16 protein-coding genes and 1 tRNA gene are annotated in these 20,534 nt (G+C 49.9%); 8 read left to right on the plus strand and 9 right to left on the minus strand.

The genetic code is table 11. From position 1 onward, the window contains the following. The 7 genes from IFO68_RS13920 to xdhA all read right to left on the minus strand — a co-directional run. On the minus strand, positions 1-127 hold a 127-nt coding region (locus tag IFO68_RS13920), incomplete at its 3' end, for a transposase family protein (protein WP_192016469.1). Positions 128-176: 49 nt separating this feature from the next. Further along, a complete protein-coding gene (locus tag IFO68_RS13925) occupies positions 177-524 on the minus strand; it encodes a hypothetical protein (protein WP_192016470.1) in 348 nt (115 codons plus the stop codon). Continuing rightward, a complete protein-coding gene (locus tag IFO68_RS13930) occupies positions 521-1,015 on the minus strand; it encodes an Hcp family type VI secretion system effector (protein WP_192016471.1) in 495 nt (164 codons plus the stop codon). The genes IFO68_RS13925 and IFO68_RS13930 overlap by 4 nt, the downstream gene beginning before the upstream one ends. Before the next feature lie 228 nt (positions 1,016-1,243). Continuing rightward, a complete protein-coding gene (gene guaD / locus IFO68_RS13935; RefSeq protein WP_192016472.1) occupies positions 1,244-2,593 on the minus strand; it encodes a guanine deaminase in 1,350 nt (449 codons plus the stop codon). Between the two features lie 24 nt (positions 2,594-2,617). Continuing rightward, positions 2,618-3,460: a xanthine dehydrogenase accessory protein XdhC gene (gene xdhC, locus IFO68_RS13940; RefSeq protein ID WP_192016473.1), complete on the minus strand. Its 843-nt coding sequence runs from the start codon at positions 3,458-3,460 to the stop codon at positions 2,618-2,620. A 56-nt stretch (positions 3,461-3,516) separates the two neighbouring features. Beyond that, positions 3,517-5,940 (minus strand): xanthine dehydrogenase molybdopterin binding subunit, encoded by a 2,424-nt coding sequence (gene xdhB, locus IFO68_RS13945; RefSeq protein WP_192016474.1) that lies wholly within the window; start codon positions 5,938-5,940, stop codon positions 3,517-3,519. Continuing rightward, positions 5,933-7,381, minus strand: a complete 1,449-nt coding sequence (xdhA, locus tag IFO68_RS13950; protein WP_192016475.1) for a xanthine dehydrogenase small subunit — start codon at positions 7,379-7,381, stop codon at positions 5,933-5,935. The genes xdhB and xdhA overlap by 8 nt, the downstream gene beginning before the upstream one ends. A 922-nt stretch (positions 7,382-8,303) precedes the next feature. On the opposite strand from xdhA, the gene uvrY reads away from it, so the two are divergent. The 7 genes from uvrY to IFO68_RS13985 all read left to right on the plus strand — a co-directional run bounded on the left by uvrY (position 8,304) and on the right by IFO68_RS13985 (position 17,671). After that, positions 8,304-8,948: a UvrY/SirA/GacA family response regulator transcription factor gene (gene uvrY / locus IFO68_RS13955; protein WP_027252441.1), complete on the plus strand. Its 645-nt coding sequence runs from the start codon at positions 8,304-8,306 to the stop codon at positions 8,946-8,948. Further along, positions 8,948-10,783 carry an excinuclease ABC subunit UvrC gene (uvrC, locus tag IFO68_RS13960; protein ID WP_192016476.1) on the plus strand — a complete coding sequence of 612 codons (1,836 nt, stop codon included), beginning with the start codon at positions 8,948-8,950 and terminating at the stop codon, positions 10,781-10,783. Before uvrY ends, uvrC begins: the two co-directional genes overlap by 1 nt. 82 nt (positions 10,784-10,865) lie before the next feature. Further along, complete coding sequence (pgsA, locus tag IFO68_RS13965; RefSeq protein WP_027252439.1) at positions 10,866-11,423, plus strand: CDP-diacylglycerol--glycerol-3-phosphate 3-phosphatidyltransferase; 558 nt, start codon at positions 10,866-10,868, stop codon at positions 11,421-11,423. Positions 11,424-11,984: 561 nt separating this feature from the next. Beyond that, positions 11,985-14,870 (plus strand): pyridoxal phosphate-dependent class III aminotransferase, encoded by a 2,886-nt coding sequence (locus IFO68_RS13970; RefSeq protein ID WP_192016477.1) that lies wholly within the window; start codon positions 11,985-11,987, stop codon positions 14,868-14,870. A 69-nt stretch (positions 14,871-14,939) separates the two neighbouring features. Then, positions 14,940-16,184 (plus strand): carboxynorspermidine synthase, encoded by a 1,245-nt coding sequence (locus tag IFO68_RS13975; protein WP_192016478.1) that lies wholly within the window; start codon positions 14,940-14,942, stop codon positions 16,182-16,184. A gap of 77 nt (positions 16,185-16,261) precedes the next feature. Continuing rightward, positions 16,262-17,395 carry a carboxynorspermidine decarboxylase gene (gene nspC, locus IFO68_RS13980; RefSeq protein WP_192016479.1) on the plus strand — a complete coding sequence of 378 codons (1,134 nt, stop codon included), beginning with the start codon at positions 16,262-16,264 and terminating at the stop codon, positions 17,393-17,395. 202 nt (positions 17,396-17,597) lie between these two features. Next, positions 17,598-17,671, plus strand: a tRNA-Cys gene (locus tag IFO68_RS13985). A gap of 98 nt (positions 17,672-17,769) precedes the next feature. Here IFO68_RS13985 and IFO68_RS13990 read toward each other — a convergent pair. Both IFO68_RS13990 and IFO68_RS13995 read right to left on the minus strand, forming a co-directional pair. Beyond that, positions 17,770-18,399 (minus strand): DsbA family protein, encoded by a 630-nt coding sequence (locus IFO68_RS13990; RefSeq protein WP_192016480.1) that lies wholly within the window; start codon positions 18,397-18,399, stop codon positions 17,770-17,772. After that, positions 18,393-19,259 carry an MBL fold metallo-hydrolase gene (locus tag IFO68_RS13995; RefSeq protein ID WP_192016481.1) on the minus strand — a complete coding sequence of 289 codons (867 nt, stop codon included), beginning with the start codon at positions 19,257-19,259 and terminating at the stop codon, positions 18,393-18,395. The genes IFO68_RS13990 and IFO68_RS13995 overlap by 7 nt, the downstream gene beginning before the upstream one ends. Before the next feature lie 109 nt (positions 19,260-19,368). On the opposite strand from IFO68_RS13995, the gene IFO68_RS14000 reads away from it, so the two are divergent. Next, the gene (locus tag IFO68_RS14000; protein WP_192016482.1) at positions 19,369-20,283 is read left to right on the plus strand and encodes a LysR family transcriptional regulator; all 915 of its coding nucleotides are present in this window, start codon (positions 19,369-19,371) and stop codon (positions 20,281-20,283) included. Positions 20,284-20,534 lie beyond the last annotated feature (251 nt).

Consider the following 20,534-nt stretch of genomic DNA (forward strand, 5'->3'; position numbering starts at 1 on the left):
CCTCCATGCCTGCAATGGTGGCGCATACGGTCAGAAACAAAATGTCGAACAGTGGGTACGATATTTTTGCTGACTGTCGTGGGTCTTGAATAACTGAAAAGAATTGAGAAAAAGCATCGATATTCATCAGGAACTCCCGTAAAAAAGGAGTATATGATCACAACCAGCCCAGATCGTCAAACTGATCTATTTTGTTCAAAAAACGTTCGTGATCTTGCCCTGGCAGTCAGCTGGCCAATCCCAGCAATTAGTCCTATACCGTATTTTCCAATTTCAATTGTCTGATCAATCAGACTCTGCCTTTCTTGTCTGACATACCGGGCAACCTGATTTTTGGAGAGAATACCATTTTCATAGTCATCAACCAAACACTTGCCCAGCCATAAATACTCAGAACGGAACTGGTGTTGGATCATGGGGTTATTCAGGTGGGTTAAGCTGATCGAATTCGCCTGCCGAAGCAGGCCTCTGACAGCCAGCTTAACCTCATCGCGATCGGCTTCCTGTTGAGATGCGTTGCTCATTGCATGGCTTCCTTGACAGAATCAATCAGCCAGCTTGCATACGCGCCAGTGTTGGCAGCAACATGACGCCATTGAATGTCTTTGTAGGCAATCAGGAGTGTTTCCTGCATCTCGTCATCATTAAAGTCAACAACATGAGGCATATGCATAGATACCGATCGAATCAGTGCGCCGGTTAGCTGGATTTCATAAAAAAGCTCAACACCACCCTTGGCGTTCGGTCGGTAAAATGACAGTTTGCATTTCAGTTCCTCACCATCTGAGCAGGCCTGTGCCAGAATGGGGGAGCTTTTATCGACTCTTTTCACGATTTGAATCGGATGGTGAGTTGAACGGTTATCAAAGGCAATGGCGTGTGAGTAAGAAAGCACGGTAATTTCGTCCTCATGCCCTAACTGGTAAGCATTACCCATGGACAGGGGAGTGTTACACCCTTGGGTTAAGCAGCCAGTAGTTGTTCCTTCAATTGATAAATATGCGATAGTTGCCATGATCATACCTGTCGTAAAAAATCACATATTATCAATCATATATATTGACAGATAGCTGTTAAAATGACTGTGTTGGCAGTCGAATTGACGGTTGCGACCGTAAAAAAGAAAAATGGGGGCGAGATCTAAAATTGTGTTTTCGCAGATAAAAAACGCCCGTCCGCGGCGGTGTTAGAGACGTGAATACCGGGACGGGCAAGGATAGACGCATTGTGGAGACGCGAGTTTTTAGCTCGCTTTTTTCTTAGTTACCATTTCTGGTTCGGTTGTGCCTTCGGCATCGTAGGCTTTTTCGCCATAGACGAAGGTTTTGCTGACGGTGCGGTCATCGCCCAGACTCATCAGCACAAAAAGTTGCTCTTCCAGCGTTTTTGCTTGCTGCATGCGGAAAGACATTAACGGTGTTGCGTGCAGATCCAGTACCACGAAATCCGCTTCTTTACCCGGTTTCAGGTTGCCGATCTTGTCGTCCAGATACAGCGCTTTGGCGCCGCCCAGGGTCGACAGATACAGGGATTTCAGCGGATGCAGTTTCTGCTGCTGTAACTGCAGAATCTTATAGGCTTCGCTCATGGTCTGAAGCATTGAGAAACTGGTGCCGGCACCAACATCGGTTCCCATACCAACACGAATACCGTGCTGCTCCATTTTCGGCAGGTTGAACAAGCCGGAGCCAAGGAACAGGTTAGAGGTCGGACAGAAAGCAATCGCTGAGCCGGTTTCAGACAGACGTTTGCACTCACAGTCGGTCAGGTGCACACCGTGGGCAAAAACGGCCCGGTTTTTCAGCAGTTTGTAATGGTCGTACACATCTAAGTAACTGTCGCGCTCAGGGAAGAGTTCCAGCACCCACTCAATTTCTTTCTTGTTTTCAGAAAGATGAGTGTGCATATACACATCCGGATACTCTTCCAGCAGTTTGCCGACAGTCGCCAGTTGCTCGGGTGTGCTGGTTGGCGCGAAACGCGGTGTCACGGCATACAGCAAACGGTCTTTGTTGTGCCATTTTTCGATCAGCGCTTTTGAGTCCTGATAACCGGATTCCGGGGTGTCTGTCAGGTAATCCGGCGCATTGCGATCCATCAGAACTTTACCGGCTATCATGCGCAGTTTGCGTTTTTCAGCTTCTTCGAAAAACACATCAACAGATTCTTTATGCACTGTACCGAAAACCAGGGCGGTGGTTGTCCCGTTGCTGGCCAGCTCATCAAAGAAAATGTTGGCGACCTGGCGTGCATACACCGGGTTTTTGAACTTCAGTTCTTCCGGGAAAGTGTAGTTTTCCAGCCAGTCTAGCAACTGCTCGCCGTAAGAGGCGATCATGCCGGTTTGCGGATAGTGAATATGGGTATCAATAAAACCGGCAGTGATCAGCTTGTGCTCATATTGCGTGACGGACATTCCGGACGGGTGGCGAGCCAGTACCTCGTCAGCCGGACCCACATCCAGAATGTGGCCGTTCTCAACCACCAGAACACCGTCTTCAAAAAATTCAAAGCTGTTATCAAGGCCGACTTCCTGGGGATCGGCAATGCTGTGTAAAATCGCTGAGCGATAAGCCGTGCGTTGTAATGTCATGTATTTATCCTTCGTTAATCGCTGTCAGGCGACTTGATTGTCGGGGCTGTCATTGGGCTCTGTGGCAGCAGAGTCCTCGCGTTTATCGGCCAGGGTTTCGCCCTGATAGTGGGCGATCAGCTCGCCCGCGACGGAAACCGCAATTTCTGCCGGATGCTTACCCTTGACGGCATCAATGCCAATCGGGCAGACCATACGCCGTATGGTTTCATCATCGTAGCCGCGTTGTGACAGTCGATAATCAAACTTCTTCCTCTTGGTCAGCGACCCTATCATGCCAAAATAGGCAGTATCATTTCTGTTGAGGATTTCCCTTGCCAGCTCAAAATCCAGCTGATGATTATGGGTCATCACCAGATAATAACTGTTGGCAGGCATATCGCGGATATCGCCAACCGGATCATCAGACACCAGTTTGGTCACACCGAGTGGCAGCTCGGCAGGGAATTCACTTTCCCGCTGATCGATCCAGGTCACACGAAAAGGCAATGTACTGACAATATGAATTAATGCTTTCGCAACATGACCTGCACCAAAAAGCACCAGATGGTGTTGTTGCTGGCCAATCGGCTCCAGGCTCAGGGTGGCCATGCCACCGCAGCACTGACCGAGTCTGGCACCTAAATTGAAGTGCTCAACTCGCGGGTGTCTGTCTCCGGTCAGCAGCATTTCCCGTGCCAGTTTGATCGCTTTGTGCTCAAGATGGCCGCCGCCAATGGTGGCGATGATCTCGTTACGGGTCACCAGCATTTTGGTACCGGCATCGCGGGGTACTGAGCCCCGATCAGCCAGCACAGTGACCATGACACAAGGTTCACCACGTTGATCCAGTTCAGCCAGGGCATGAATCCAGTTGTCTTTAAACATCGCGCTTTCCTCATCAGGCGAGCCCGAAGGCCCGCCATATACTACTTTTGGCTGTTTTACTGGGCTTGTTCACTGGTTGCTGTCTCGGCCTCTTCTTTTTTCCTGCGACTCAGGAAAGGTTGAGACGAAGACGGTTGCACTTCGTTGATTGCCCAGAGAACGCGCTCTGGTGTTGCAGGGGTATCCAGTTTGACCAGCGCACCCGGCTCGGCAACCGAACGGATGGCATCTTTAATGGCACTCCAGACCGACATACCCAGCATGAACGGCGGTTCACCCACGGCTTTTGAGTTGAAGACTGTGTCTTCAGGGTTACTGCGGTTTTCCAGCAGATGCGTGCGGAAATCAATCGGCATATCGGCAATGGCCGGGATCTTGTAGCTCGCCGGGCCGCTGGTCATCAGACGTCCCTGATCGTTCCACACCAGCTCTTCTGTGGTCAGCCAGCCCACACCCTGAATAAAGCCACCTTCAACCTGGCCGATATCAATGGCCGGGTTCAGAGATGCCCCTACATCATGCAGTATGTCAGCACGCAGGATCTTGTATTCACCGGTCAGGGTATCCAGTACCACTTCGGCACAGGCTGCACCGTAGGCGTAGTAGTAGAATGGGCGACCGCGGGCTTTCTCATGATCGTAGTAAATCTTAGGTGTGCGGTAGAACCCTGTGCTCGACAGCGAAACCTGATTGAAGTAAGCCATCTGAATGATTTCTTCAAAGGTTTTCAGTTCTTCACGGATTTGCACCAGGCCGTTTTTAAAGATCACTTCTTCCGGTGTGACTTTAAAATGGCTGCAGGCAAAGTCGATCAGGCGCTGTTTGATGGTCAGGGCGGCATTCTGCGCCGCTTTACCGTTCAGGTCGGCACCTGAGGAGGCTGCCGTTGGCGAGGTGTTCGGTACTTTGTCGGTGTTGGTCGCCGTGATCTGAATCCGGTCGATATCCACCTGGAACACTTCAGCCACTACCTGAGCCACTTTGATATTCAGGCCCTGACCCATTTCAGTACCACCGTGGTTGAGGTGAATACTGCCATCGGTGTAGATGTGGATCAGTGCACCTGCCTGGTTCAGGAAGGTGGCTGTGAAGGAGATACCGAATTTAACCGGTGTCAGTGCCAGGCCTTTTTTCAGTATCGGGCTGGTTTTATTGAACTCGGTAATGGCTTTACGGCGCGCTTTATACTCACTGCTGGCTTCCAGCTGCTCGGTAATGTCATGAATGAAGTTGTCTTCCACTTTCTGATAGTAGTGGGTGACATTGCGATCCTCATGGCCGTAATAGTTCACCTTGCGCACATCCAGCGGATCTTTACCCAGATGCTGGGCAATTTCGTCCATGATGTGTTCTATGGTCATCATGCCCTGCGGGCCACCGAAACCACGGTAGGCGGTATTCGACGCTGTATTGGTTTTACAGCGGTGACCTGTCACTGTGGCATCGCCTAAATAGTAGGCGTTGTCAGAGTGGAACATGGCACGGTCCACGATAGAGTTAGACAGATCCGGTGAATAACCACAGTTACCAGATACCGTAATATCAATACCGTGGATCCGGCCGTCATCATCAAAACCGACTTTGTACTGGTTGAAGAACGGGTGACGTTTACCCGTCATGACCATGTCTTCCATACGTGGCAGACGCATTTTGGTCGGGCGGCCGGTCAGGTGTGCAATTACAGCAGCCAGACACGCCGGGCTTGCCGCCTGCGTTTCTTTACCACCGAAACCGCCACCCATGCGGCGCATGTCGATCACCACTTTGTGCATAGGGACGCCCAGCACTTCAGCGACCAGTTTTTGCACTTCAGTAGGGTTCTGGGTAGAGGTGTACACTATCATGCCGCCGTCTTCGGTTGGCATTACAGAGCTGACCTGGGTTTCCAGATAGAAGTGTTCCTGACCGCCGATATGCAGATCGCCTTCCAGCACGTGCTTCGCACTCGCCAGTGCGCCTTCGGAGTCACCGCGCTTGTGCTGGTGACTGCCTGAGACGAAGTGTTTCTTGGCCAGTGCCTCTTCAACATCCAATACGGCTTCCAGTGGTTCGTATTCGATGATGGCCGCCTGAGCGGCTTTGCGGGCAGTTTCCATATCATTGGCGGCTACTGCAATGACTGGCTGGCCATAGAATTCAACAATGCCGTCTGCCAGCAATGGATCACCCGGCAATACTGCACCTATGTCCAGTTGTCCCGGTACATCTTTGCTGGTGATGGCAATGGCGACGCCTTCAAAGGCGTAACACGGGCTGACATCCAGCTTGGTAATTTTGGCGTGCGCGTAGGTACTGGTACGAGCATACACGTGTAATTGGTTGGGAAATTCCAGCCGGTCATCAATGTAAACGGCTTCGCCAGTCACCTGTTTGGCAGCGCTGTCATGCTTTACGCTTTTACCCACGCCGGAAGTCAGATTCTGCGCGAATTTCGCCACCATTTCATCGTGACTCAATGTGTTATGGTGATGATTAGACATAAGCAGTTACCCTTGTTTCAATTTGGCCGTTGGACTGTTGTTCGAGATAGAAACGGTGCAGCATGTTCGCGGCCGTTAATGCACGATATTCCTTGCTGGCCCGGAAATCAGACAGCGGCTCGAAATCGTCAGACAGCGCAGCCATCGCGGTCTTGACCGTCTCCAGATTCCACTTCTGACCAACCAGTGCGGCTTCGCAGTTGGCGGCTCGTTTTGGCACTGCCGCCATACCACCGAAAGCAATACGGGCATCAGCCACTTTTCCGTCATCGCTCAACGCAATAGTGAACGCACCACAGACGGCGGAAATATCATCGTCCAGACGCTTCGACAGTTTGTAAGCCCGGAACTGGCTGCCAATCACAGGCTTAGGCACAATGATTTTCTCGATGAACTCGGAAGGCTGCTGCGCTGTGACTTTATAACTGATGAAGTAGTCTTCCAGCGGCATGGTGCGGCGGTCGTTACCACGACGCAGCACGATCTGCGCATTCAAGGCAATCAGCAGTGGCGGACTGTCTCCGATTGGCGACGCATTCGCCACGTTACCGCCGATTGTGCCCTGGTTGCGTACTTGCAGAGAAGCAAAGCGGTGCAGCAGTTCTCCGAAATCCGGATAGTACTTTTTCAGTGTGGCATAACAGTCGGAAATCGGCAGGTTTGCACCAATTTCAATGCTGCTTTCAGTTTCGGTCAGGATCTTCATATCGCTGACCAGACCCACGTTGATCAGTTTATCGATCGGACGGTGGAACTGAGTGACTTCCAAAGCCAGATCTGTACCACCAGCAACCATACGGGCATCCGGGTGCGTCAGCAGCAGGTTGGCCAGTTCATCGCCAGAGGTTGGTGAGAAGCCATACTGGCCTTCAAACTTCAGTGTTGCATTGGACAGATTGATTTTCGACAGCTTGGCAACCGTCTGGCGCTCCAGCTCTGCGAACTGGTCCATCAGCTGCTCTTCCTGGCTTAGCGACAGGGCAGCATCAACGATAGGGCGATAACCGGTACAACGGCATAAGTTGCCCGCTAACGCTTCCATGACATCTTCTTTATCTGCAGCCGGCTTGTTTTTGCTCAGCGCAAACATCGACATAATAAAGCCTGGTGTACAGTAGCCACATTGTGAACCGTGGTATTCGACCATGGCTTGCTGAACAGGGTGGAGCTGCTTGTTGGCATTCTGCAGATCTTCAACCGTAATCAGCTGCTTGCCATGCAGAGAAGATACAAACGTCAGGCAAGAGTTGACTGAGCGGTATTGCAGTTTTCCGTCGACAAGTTCACCCAGCACTACGGTGCAGGCACCGCAGTCACCAGAGCCACAACCTTCCTTGGTGCCTGTTTTCTTTACATGGGTACGCAGGTAGTTCAGTACCGTCATATTCGGGGAAACATGCTCTTCTTCCCGAATGTCCTGGTTTAACAAAAAAGTAATCAAGTGACCTCCTCACAGGCTCATGATCTGACCTATAAGTCAATTCTGGATATACTTGACCCAGTAGTCAACTTTTGTGTTAACGCTGTGTGACAGACCAGCTTGAGTGAAAAAATACAGTTAACTCTTTTTAATCAATATGTTGCTTCATTTTTGTGCTGTTGTGGCATACCCTCTGTGTCAAATTTGTTTCTAAATGTTGTGATATAGGTAACAAGTCATGGTTTTGATATCACTGTCACCAATTAAACGGAATCTTCATCTGTAAATTTTAGTATTTATTGGTGGAATGTGCTGAGTGATAGGTGTGAGATTGTTTGTGGTTGGCGATATTAACTTATTGATATATATGGAAATAGAATGATTTTCTGCCAATTGGGCTTTAATATAGAGACTCTGTGATCTGACAAGCTTTTTTACGGTAGCAAGCCGTATCCAACCACCGGGCTGAACTAAACTGAAGTGAAGGCAGAGCTGTAATGAGGGACTAGACTGTGCAGAGTACCGGCTTTGCCGGGCGGTGTGTTTTTTAACAGTTGCAGTGGTACGGATGTTAATCGCCTGTGAAAAGAAAGCCTTCGTCATCAAACAGGCTGAAATAGATAAATCAGAGCATGAGTATAAATGTGATGAATGAATATGGGAGTAGCATTTTTTTATTTTGTGGATTATAACAGCCCGGTAATACTGAATATTATTCTGCACTGCTTCATAGGTTACTGTCCCTGTATATTTTTGACTTAACAGGCTGAAACAGGATGTTTTCATCCGTTTATGTGGCTTAATACGATGAGTAATTCGTGTGCTTTTACACATAAACAGTCTGTGAGAACATTCCAAGTTCAGGCAAAATTGGGTACTATCAGCAAAAGTTATCCCGCCAATTCCGGCAGGGTGCAGAGCCAAATCATATTGGAGATACAGCTTGATCAATGTATTCCTTGTAGATGATCACGAACTGGTTCGCACAGGGATCCGACGTCTTCTGGAAGATGTCCGTGGTATTAAAGTGGTAGGGGAAGCCATCAGTGGTGAGGACGCCGTAAAGTGGTGTCGAAACGAGCATGCCGACATAATCCTGATGGATATGAATATGCCTGGCATTGGTGGGCTGGAAGCGACACGAAAGATCCTTCGCTTCAATCCGGATGTGAAGATTATCGTGCTGACTGTCCATACGGAAAACCCATTCCCGACTAAAGTGATGCAAGCCGGCGCTTGTGGTTACCTGACCAAAGGTGCAGGTGCCGATGAAATGGTCAACGCTATTCGCACAGTCAATAGTGGTCAGCGTTATATTTCACCGGAAATTGCACAACAAATGGCGCTGAGCCAGTTTGCATCCAACTCAGAGAACCCGTTTAAGGATTTGTCTGAGCGTGAATTACAAATCATGATGATGATTACCAAAGGCCAGAAAGTGACCGAGATTTCTGAGCAGCTGAACTTAAGCCCTAAAACGGTAAACAGCTACCGTTATCGCTTGTTCAATAAGCTGGATATCAATGGTGATGTCGAACTGACCCACCTCGCAATTCGTCATGGCATGTTAGACACAGAGACCTTGTAGTGTCAGAAACCTTCGATGCAAAAAGTTTCCTGAAATCAGTCACAAACCAGCCTGGTGTATACCGGATGTATGACCAGGCTGGTGACGTTATTTATGTCGGTAAAGCCAAAGATCTGAAAAAACGGCTGGCGAGTTACTTCCGTGTTCAGGTGTCGAGTGAGAAGACCCGGGCGCTGGTACGCAACATCTGTAAAATCGATGTCACTGTTACGCACACCGAAACAGAAGCCCTGATCCTCGAGCATAACTACATCAAGCAGTACCTCCCCAAATATAATGTACTGCTGCGCGATGATAAGTCTTACCCCTATATTTTTCTGAGCGGCCAGCATCATCCGAAACTGGCGGTTCACCGGGGGGCGAAGAAACGCAAAGGCGAATACTTCGGCCCGTATCCGGATTCAGGCGCTGTCCGCCAAAGTCTGCACCTTCTTCAGAAAATCTTTCCTATCCGGCAATGTGAAGACTCGGTATATGCTAATCGCAGCCGTCCCTGCCTGATGTATCAGATTGGCCGTTGCCTTGGCCCTTGTGTGAAGGGGCTCGTCAGCGATGAAGAGTATGCTGAGCAGGTCAATTTTGTTCGTCTTTTCTTGCAGGGCAAAGACCGTCAGGTGATCACTTCGCTGGTGGACAAAATGGAAGTGGCCAGTCAGCAGCTCGCGTTTGAGAAGGCGGCACGTTACCGGGATCAGATTCAGGCGTTGCGCCGAATTCAGGAGCAGCAATTTGTCAGCCAGGACAGCGACGATGATCTGGATGTTATAGGTATCGCTCACGATAAAGGCATGGCGTGTATTCATGCCCTCTTCATCCGTCAGGGCAAGGTGCTGGGCAGCCGCAGTTATTTTCCGCGTATGCCAGCCGATACGGATATGAATGAGGTGATCACCAGCTTCATCAGTCAGTTCTATTTCAATCAGGCGGAAGGGCGGACCATTCCTTCCGTTATTCTTGTCAGTGAATCATTGGGTGATGAACAGGCGGCCCTGTCTGCTGCGCTGACTGAAGTTGCAGGTCGTAAAGTCGAACTGCGTTCACAGGCCCGGGGCTATCGCGCCCGCTACCTGAAACTGGCGCAAACCAATGCCCTGACAGCATTAACCAGCAAACTCAACCATAAAATGACGGTTCATCAGCGTGTGACGGAACTGCGTGAATTGCTGGGACTAGACTCACTTTCCCGTATGGAATGCTTTGACATCAGCCATACGATGGGCGAGAAAACGGTAGCGTCTTGTGTTGTCTTCAATCAGGAAGGGCCGGTCAAGGCTGAGTATCGACGGTTTAACATTACCGGTATCACGGGCGGCGATGATTATGCTGCGATGGGACAAGTGTTGAATCGCAGGTATAGTAAACAGATTGATCCTGATAAGATCCCCGATATTATTTTTATCGACGGGGGCAAAGGGCAACTTTCCCGCGCCCATGAGGTTGTGAGTCCGTTGTGTAGTGACTGGCCAAAAAGGCCGCTGCTGGTGGGGGTGGCGAAGGGCACAACCCGAAAACCCGGCCTGGAAACTTTGTTGCTGGTCACCGGAGAAGAATTTTCATTGCCTGGCGATTCACCGGCGCTGCACTTAATTCAGCACATTCGTGATGAAAGCCATGATCATGCTATCAGTGGTCACAGGGCGCAGCGTGGAAAAGCCCGTAAACGAAGTACACTGGAAGATGTTGAAGGTATCGGGCCGAAACGCCGACAGGCATTGTTGAAGTACATGGGGGGATTACAGGAACTGAAACGCGCAAGCAGGGAAGAAATCGAAAAAGTGCCGGGCATAAGCCGATCTCTGGCCGAAAAAATATACGACGCATTGCAACACGGCTAGCTTTGCGGCACCCTTAAGGTCTGTTTACAGCGGAAAGGCTTTCGTTGGCAGGCACAATACGTTAAACATAAGAACGAACAATATGCGCTTAACAATTCCAAATATCCTGAGTTTCATCAGGCTGGTGCTCATTCCATTCTTCGTGATTACCTTCTACCTACCTTACGAATGGTCACCGTTTGCCACCGCTCTTATCTTCACCATAGCAGGTATCACAGATTGGTTTGACGGTTACCTGGCCCGTAAACTGAACCAGACGTCAAGATTCGGTGCTTTTATTGACCCGGTTGCCGATAAAGTCATGGTAGCAACGGCGCTGGTGCTGGTGACAGAACACTATCATTCGGTCTGGGTAACCATACCGGCGATTACCATGATAGGCAGAGAGATCATTATTTCAGCATTGCGCGAGTGGATGGCTGAACTGGGCAAGCGTTCCAGTATTTCTGTTTCCTGGGTGGGCAAGGTGAAAACGGCCGCGCAGATGTTTGCTCTGGTGATGCTGATGTGGCATCCCAACGAGCTGTTGGAGACAGTGGGTTTTGTTGCCCTCTACATTGCAACAATTTTGACTTACTGGTCAATGTACCTGTATCTGAAAGCTGCAAAGGGTGATTTACTCCATCCCGACAATATGTGACAGAACAATCACCTACCTATTGATAGAAAGCGGCCTTGGCCGCTTTTCTTTTTCGCTTGTAACCAGTGTGTTGAAACAAAGTAGATGAATTTTTTTATTCAATCGCAAATTCTGCTTGGCAATGAAAAGCGCAATATGTTATTTTTCGCGCAATCTCAGGGGGCAACATATCTGAGACACATCCGTCATCATGAACTCAGGCTGATTGCATGTTGACGATCCGTAGGTACTGCTAGCGATGGCGCTGTCAGTAGAAGGGCATTAATAGTGCAATCTTGCGTAATGAAGCAAGGGCATCATTGAGGGAACCCAACTGTGAATACTTTAACGTCTCTAACCCAAATCAGCTTTGTCTTACCCAATTGCAGTATTATTACTGAGCCTTGATCGTCCGATCACCATGTCTTCAGCTGACTATCTATCAAACTACAGTGATGTTTATCGCTGGGGTTGTTAGTTGTGTGCTGAGTGCGCTTTACCGATAAGTTACTGACTTATCAATGTCTTTTATACTCAAAAGTACCACCTTTGGTGGGCTTCACTATTTTGGATTAAAAACCAATGAGTAATGTGTTTGATTTTGACGATGTCAAGCATGCGTCCAATGTTCCTGTAGTTCATGACCTGTATGACCTGACCCCAGATGAGTTGCTGCTCAGTCAGGAGCATTATGAGTCCGAAGTTCGCTCTTATCCGCGTCGTTTGCCGCTGGCGATTATGAAAGCGACAGGTGTATTGGTTGAAGACAGTCGTGGCCAGGTCTTTCTGGACTGCCTGGCAGGCGCAGGTACTCTGGCCCTGGGTTACAACCATCCTGAGATTAACCAAGCAATCATTGACCAGCTGAATGCGGGTATCCCGTATCAGACGCTGGACATGACGACACCAGTAAAAGATAAATTTATCCGTGAAGTGATGAACTTCCTGCCGGATGAGTTTGCTGCCAATGCTCGCATTCAATTCTGCGGTCCGTCTGGAGCAGACGCTGTAGAAGCGGCTATCAAGCTGGCCAAGCAAACCACTGGCCGTAACGTGATGATGGCCTTCCATGGCGCGTACCACGGTATGACCAACGGTACTATGGCCATGATGGGCAACCTGAACACCAAGGCACGCCGCCAGGGTCTGATGGCTGACGTCCACTTCATGCCGTTCCCGTACAGCCTGCGCTGCCCGTTTGGCATCGGCGGTGATGAAGGGGCGAAACAAACGCTGCGTTATCTCGAGCGTATGCTGAACGATGATGAGAGTGGCGTACAAAAGCCGGCTGCGATCATTGTTGAACCCGTACAGGGTGAGGGCGGTGTGATTCCTGCTCCGGCATTCTGGCTGCGTGAACTGCGCCGTATTACCAAAGAACACGGCATCCTGCTGATTTTTGATGAAATTCAGTGTGGTATCGGTAAAACCGGTTTCAATTTCGCGTTCGAAGAATCTGGCATTACCCCAGACATCCTGTGCTTGTCTAAAGCTGTGGGTGGCGGTTTGCCTATGTCTGTGCTGATTTTCGACAAGTCGGTTGACACCTGGCGTCCGGGTGAACACACAGGCACTTTCCGCGGCAATCAGCTGGCGATGGCAACTGGTGCGAAAGCACTGGAAATTATCCGTCGTGACAACCTGGTTGAGCATGCCCGCGTGGCGGGTCAGTACCTGCGCGAAGGTCTGGAGCGCATTGCTACTTACGTTGACTGCATCGGCGAAGTGCGTGGCAAAGGCCTGATGCTGGGTGTTGAGATCGTCAAAGGCGGCAAGAAAAACAAATTCGGCGAGCCGGAAGCGGATCCTCAACTGACAATGCAAATTCAGCGTGCTGCGCTGGAGCGCGGTTTGATCATCGAAAAAGGCGGTCGTCAGGGTTCTGTACTGCGCTTCCTGCCACCTTTGATCATCAGCCTGGAGCAAATTGATTTTGCGCTGGATGCACTGAGCAAAGCGATTATCGCTACTGCCGGTCCAGCGAAAGTGGTTGAAAAGTCAGCGGCCAGCGATGCCGACAAATGGCGCTCATTCTTCATCCAAACCGGTGAAGGTGGTGCTGATCAGTTCGAAGCTGCGCTGAACCAGACAACCAAAGTACTGAAACAAGTATTTGAAAGTACCACTGCGCCGTACTCAGGTATGGAGCCACAGGTGCTGAAAAACCTGATCAACAATATTGAATTGAATGATCAGCAACTGCCGTTGGATGCTGTGATTGACCAGGCTGGCGAGTTGATTGCCAAAAACTCAATCATTGTTCAGCATCCTAACTGCATTGCGCACCTGCACACGCCACCACTGGTACCGGCTGTAGCGGCTGAAGCATTCATTGCGGCTCTGAATCAGTCTATGGATTCATGGGATCAGTCAACGGCTGCCACCTTTGTTGAGCAGAAAGTGGTCGACTGGCTGTGCGGTGTCTATGGTTACGACAAGCAAGCTGATGGTGTATTCACCAGTGGTGGTACACAGAGCAACCTGATGGGTCTGTTGCTGGCACGTGACCGGTTTGCAGATATCCAGTCGGGCCATAACATTCAGAAGCAAGGTCTGCCTGAGTATGCTGGCAAGATGCGCATTCTGTGCTCGAAGAAATCGCACTTCACCGTACAGAAGTCCGCTTCGCTGATGGGCCTGGGTGAGCATGCGGTAGAAACCGTGGATACGCATCCGGACGGCACCATCAAACTGGCATCGCTGGTTACGCGTATTGATGAACTCAAGCGTGATGGTTTGCTGCCGTTTGCGGTAGTGGGTACAGCGGGTACAACAGACCACGGTGCGATTGATGATCTGGATGGTCTGGCTGATATCGCCGCTCAGAACAAGATGTGGCTGCATGTAGACGGTGCTTACGGTGGTGCGCTGATCCTCAGCCGTCACAAAACGCGTCTGCATGGCATAGAGCGTGCGGATTCGATCAGCGTGGACTTCCACAAGCTGTTTTATCAACCAATCAGCTGTGGTGCGGTGATCATCAAAGACAAGAGTAACTTCAAGTATCTGCTGCACCATGCAGATTACCTGAACCGCGAAGACGATGTCGTGCCTAACCTGGTTGATAAGTCTATCGCGACGACCAAGCGTTTTGATGCACTGAAAGTACTGATGACAATGCAAGCTGTCGGCACACATTCACTGGGTGCCATGTATGACCACCTGCTGGGTCAGACACAACAGGTTGCAGACATGATTAACCAGTCAGAAGAGTTTGAACTGCTGGCTGATCCTGCGCTGTCGACAGTACTGTTCCGCCATGTCGGAAATACCGAGGCTGATCTCGACAAATTGAATAAAAAATTGCGTTTTGAGGCCCTGGTGAAAGGTGTTGCAGTATTGGGTGAAACCGTAGTTGATGGCAAAATTGCCCTCAAGCTTACGATTCTCAACCCATGTCTGACCATGGCAGATTTTGAGAACCTGCTAAATGAAGTTAACCAGCTTGCTTGTTCACTGGTTGACTGAATGACGTGGCTTGCTCCAGTGGGGCTGGAGCAAGCCAATGTTTTATCTGAAGAAGACGGAATGAATTAAATGGCAATTTTACAAATCGGTGCTGGGGGTGTTGGCTGGGTTATTGCCCATAAAGCTGCTCAAAACAATGATGTGTTAGGTGATATTACTATCGCTTCGCGTACTGTGAACAAGTGCGAACAGATCATTGAATCCATCAAGGGTCGCAACAATATGAAAGATCCAGGCAAGAAGCTTGAGGCTCGTGCCGTGGATGCTGACGATGTCGATGCCCTGGTGGCACTGATCAAAGAGGTTCAGCCAGATCTTGTTATTAACGCTGGTCCTCCTTGGGTTAACGTTGCAATCATGGAAGCCTGTTATCAGGCGAAAGTGTCCTATTTGGATACATCAGTGGCAGTTGACCTTTGTAGCGAAGGCCAGCAAGTGCCAGAAGCCTATGACCCTCAGTGGGCTTTCCGTGACAAATTTGCACAAGCGGGTATCACAGGTATTTTGGGTGCCGGTTTCGATCCGGGTGTCGTCAGCGTCTTTGCTGCCTATGCAGTGAAGCACCTGTTCGATGAGATTGATTCTATCGACGTGATGGACGTCAACGCCGGCGATCACGGCAAGAAATTTGCAACTAACTTCGATCCTGAAACCAATATGCTGGAAATTCAGGGCGACTCTTTCTACTGGGAAGACGGCGAGTGGAAGCAGGTTGGCTGTCACACCCGCATGATGGAATTTGATTTCCCGCTGGTCGGCTCACAAAAAGTGTACTCCATGGCGCACGACGAAGTGCGTTCAATGAAAGAATTCATCCCGGCAAAACGCATCGAATTCTGGATGGGCTTTGGTGACAGTTACCTGAACTATTTCAACTGCATGCGCGATATCGGTTTGCTGAGTCCTGAACCTGTCACTCTGGGTGACGGTACGGTTGTTGAGCCACTGAAAGTGCTGAAAGCTTTGCTGCCTGATCCAACCACACTGGCACCGGGTTACACAGGTAAAACCTGTATCGGTACCTGGGTGCAGGGTACCAAAAGTGGCGAGCCTCGCAGTGTGTTCATCTACAACAACGCTGATCATGAAGTGGCTTACAAAGATGTTGAGCATCAGGCGATTGCCTACACGACAGGTGTCCCTGCGATCACTGCGGCATTGCAGTTCTTTGCCGGAAAATGGGCCGATGCCGGTGTGTTCAATATGGAGCAGCTGGATCCGGATCCATTCCTGGCAACCATGCCGAAAATTGGCCTGGACTGGCATGTTCAGGAGCTGGAACCTCGCCAGCCACTGATTAATATTCTCAAGTAAGTCACCGACTGTTGAGTTAACCATATTCAAGCCGGCGTTGGAAACGACACCGGCTTCTTTAGATAGAAGCTTAGAATATGCAGCATCCTGAATTAAAAACCCCGTATTTCATGATTGATGAGAGCAAACTGATCCGCAATCTTGAAATTGCCAAGAAACTGAAAGAACTGTCCGGCGTTAAACTGGTTCTGGCCCTGAAGTGTTTCTCTACCTGGGGTGTGTTTGACATCATCAAACCGTACCTGGACGGCACCACCAGCAGCGGCCCGTTTGAAGTGAAGCTGGGTTATGACACCTTCGGTGGCGAAACGCATGCCTACAGCGTGGGTTACAGCGAAGATGACGTCAAAGAAGTCGCGGATATCTGCGATAAAATGATTTTTAACTCGCAAAATCAGCTGGCAGCGCACCGTCACCTGGTGGAAGGCAAGGCTGAACTGGGCCTGCGCCTTAACCCTGGTGTCAGCTATGCAGGTCAGGATCTGGCCGACCCGGCACGTCAGTTTTCTCGTCTGGGCGTACAGGTTAATCACATCAACCCGGAAGTATTTAGCAGTATCGATGGTGTGATGTTCCACATGAATTGTGAAAACAAAGATGTAGATGCCTTTATTCGTTTGCTGGATGATATTTCTGAGCAGTTCGGTACGTATCTGGACCAGCTGAAATGGGTGAGCCTGGGGGGCGGTGTCTTCTTCACCTGGCCGGGCTACGATGTTGAGAAACTGGCCGCAGCACTGAAAGCGTTTTCTGACAAACACGGCGTTCAGCTGTATCTGGAGCCGGGCGAAGCTATCATTACTCAAACCACAGATCTGGTGGTGACTGTGGTTGATATCGTAGAAAACGAGCTCAAAACAGCTATCGTCGACAGTGCGACAGAAGCGCACCGTCTGGATACCTTGATCTATAACGAACCTGCTTCGATCCTCGGCGCCAGCGAGAGTGGTGATCACCGTTACGTGATTGGCAGTTGCTCGTGTCTGGCCGGTGATCAGTTCTGTGTCACCCAGTTTGATCAGCCGCTGGAAATTGGTCAGCGTCTGCACATCCTGGACAGTGCCGGTTACACCATGGTGAAACTGAACTGGTTCAACGGCCTGAAAATGCCGTCGATTTACTGCCAGCGTGCGAATGGCGAAGTACAAAAGCTGAATGAATTCGGCTATGAAGACTTCAAACGCTCGTTGTCGCAGTGGTCGGTTAGTTAAGATTCTGCCCAAACGAAAAATAGAAGGCCGGTTACTGACCGGCCTTTGTTTTATCGGCGCCATCAACACTTTGGTGCAGTTTTTAACTGCTTGAGAGAAAATTTGAACAATTAAACCCAAAATATCAATTAGTGTTTGACTCAAATTTTAAAATCAGTAAATTAGCATTCGCACCGCAGTCAATGAAGCGGTATCACAAAATGGCGCGTTGGCAGAGTGGCTATGCAGCGGATTGCAAATCCGTGGACCTCGGTTCGACTCCGGGACGCGCCTCCATATTTCACCACGCTGAACTATTCAGCCTGGTTGTGCAAAACAGACAAAAGCCAGCATTTCAGCTGGCTTTTTTGTACCTTCGAAAAGTCGTCATCTTGTTAGCCGGACAGCGAAGCCCAGTAGGCCGCCCATTCTGCTGGCTTGCCGAAATAGGCCTGTAGCGGGATATGTTTCAATTGCCCGTCCTGCTCAACCGTCATTGACGGATAGCCGCTCAGCTGATGTTGCCTCATCAGGTTTGCCGTGCGGGCAATAACGGCATCTTCATTCGCCGTGATGAGCGCTTGATGCCAGATCTCAGCCGGAATGCCTATCTCGGCTGCCAGCCCGGTTAATACTTTTTCATCATGCACCGTCTCGCCTTGCTGATAATGGGCAAGCTGGATCCGTTTGAGCATCTCTAACGCCGATTTCCCGCATTGCCCGGCTGCCAGAATGGCACGTACCGGCACGATGGAATCAAGAACCACAGTGTCTGCATGTCGCATCTTTGTCTGATAGGCATCGCCAAAGATGACGCCACTCAGGGCGTGGATACGTTGATCACTGTCGAGAAAGTGCTGGCGGCTCGCTTTGTCGAGTGCTCTGCTGTCAAACAAGCCTCCGGGATGCAGCATAAGCTCAATATCATCGCGCTCAGCCAGGTGTTCAATCAGCGGGCCGGCGCCGAAGCACCAGCCGCAAAGTGGGTCGTAAAAGTAATGGACCGTCACGCCAGTATTTACCATTTCATCTCTCCCATGTGGACTTTTGCACCTATGCTCAGCGCCATCGGCAGGCCAGCATCCGGGTAGCGTTTCTCCATGGTGTCGATGACTTGCTGGCTGTTGTCACTGGATTTCACGGTTTGCTGAAATGCCTTCAGGTAGTTCAGGGCAAACGTGATGTTTTCAGCCGTCATTGGCGTGCCCGCTTTCATGTGGCCCGGAATGACAGTTTGCGGCTTCAGTGCCTGCATGGCTTCCAGCTGCTGTGCCCAGGCGGTTTGTTCAGCAGGTGTCTGTGCGTCGGCCATCCACAGGTGAACATTACCGTATACGGCAACATTGCCCAGCACGGTTTTACTGGACGGGATCCACAGGTAAGGGCGGTGCGCCAGCTCGCTACTGGTGTCATGGATTTCAATCGTCTCACCGTCAACTGTTAAAGTGGTCTGTGCATACGCGTCAGGAAGCAAAGTTTTCACTGGTGCGTTGTCACCCATTTTGGGTGTCCAGAATGCCAGTTTGCCCGCCATTTTCTCTTTAATCACCGCACGGACTGCAGGCGTGGTGATCAGGCGTGCTTCAGGAAACTGTTCTTTCAGCACTTGTGCGCCAAAGTAGTAATCCGGATCGGCCTGGCTGATGAAAATGGTTTTCAGTGTTTTGCCACTGTCCAGCACCATAGCGGCGATACGCATGGCATCGGCACGGGTAAAACCGGTATCGACCAGCATGGCGTCATGCTCGCCATAGACCAGGGTGGCATTAACATGGAAGCTGTTGCCATCGGCGTTATACACCTGAGTTGAAAGCGGCGCCGCTTCGGCCAGAGTGGCGGTAGAAAGTGCTACAAGGGAGGCTGCCATTAAGAATGTCTTTTTCATGTGTTCGCTCCAGCGAATGTCATTGGGAATGGCATGCATCATAGTGATTTTATTTGATTGGATATAGAATCAATTATCAACAACATTGTTTCTTAAATCGGACAAATAGATGGACAGACTCACGGCAGCAAAAGTGTTTATTGATGTCGCAACGACCGAAAGTTTCACCACGACAGCAGATCGGCTGGAGATGTCCCGCTCTATGGTGACCCGCTATATCGCCACCATGGAAGAGTGGATGAAAGCCCGGCTGTTACAGCGCACAACCCGCAAAGTGGCATTAACAACTGCAGGCCAGCAGTGCCTGAAAGAAATCAAGCTTTGGGTTGAGCAGGCCGAGCATATTGCAGTGACATTGCAGCCTGCAGACCGGCTCACCGGTCATGTCAGATTGACGACCAGTATGTCTTTCGCTCATGCGCAGCTTGCTAAGGCAATACAGCCATTTTTAGCGCTCAACCCTGAGGTTTCTGTTGAAATAGATGTCCGCGATCAGGTAACAGATTTGATTGCAGAAAGATTCGATTTAGCCATTCGTATTGCTATGGCGCCGGATCCGTCATTAATCGGAAAGCCGATAGCAGGTTGCGATTCTGTGATCGTGGCGTCACCTTCCTATCTTAAGCGGTCGTCTGATATACAGGTACCGGCGGATCTCAGTCATCATCAATGCCTTGGTAATCGTAGTTTCGAGCAACATGTGTGGCACCTGACGAAAAATAACGTTACTGAGTCGGTAGAAGTGACGTGCCGATTCATTTCAAACGAGGCGACCGTATTGAAAGCCGCGGCGATAGAAGGAGCGGGAATTGCAGTGCAACCCATGTATCTGGTTAGTGAAGATATTCAAGCGGGCAGGTTAGCCGTGGTATTAGCGGACTGGGTACCCAAATCAATGTCGGTATATGCACTTTATCCCGCAAGAGAATATCTATTGCCGGCGGTGCGGGGACTGATCGATCACCTGGCACAGTATTTTGAAGACAATCATTGGCCTGCAAAGCCGAATGAATTCGGGATGTAAATAAAAGTGAACAGTTTCTGTGAACCAGATACGGCTTCTCATTACTGTAAATGTGAGATAAGTCATACCTTCTGGTAAATTGAGAGTTAACAGCAGTATTACTTTGACTTATATAACAAAGTTGGTATTACGCGGAGTTTTTTCTCGATGTTGGTAGCTGAAACACATATCCGCTTTATGGGTGTGATTTAGCATATCCTAATATGGTATATTGCGCGCTCATTTTTCGATCTGGTTAGTGAGTTGGGCAA

The organism is Photobacterium arenosum, from assembly GCF_014841115.1.
In the GTDB taxonomy this organism is placed as follows: Bacteria; Pseudomonadota; Gammaproteobacteria; order Enterobacterales; family Vibrionaceae; genus Photobacterium; species Photobacterium arenosum.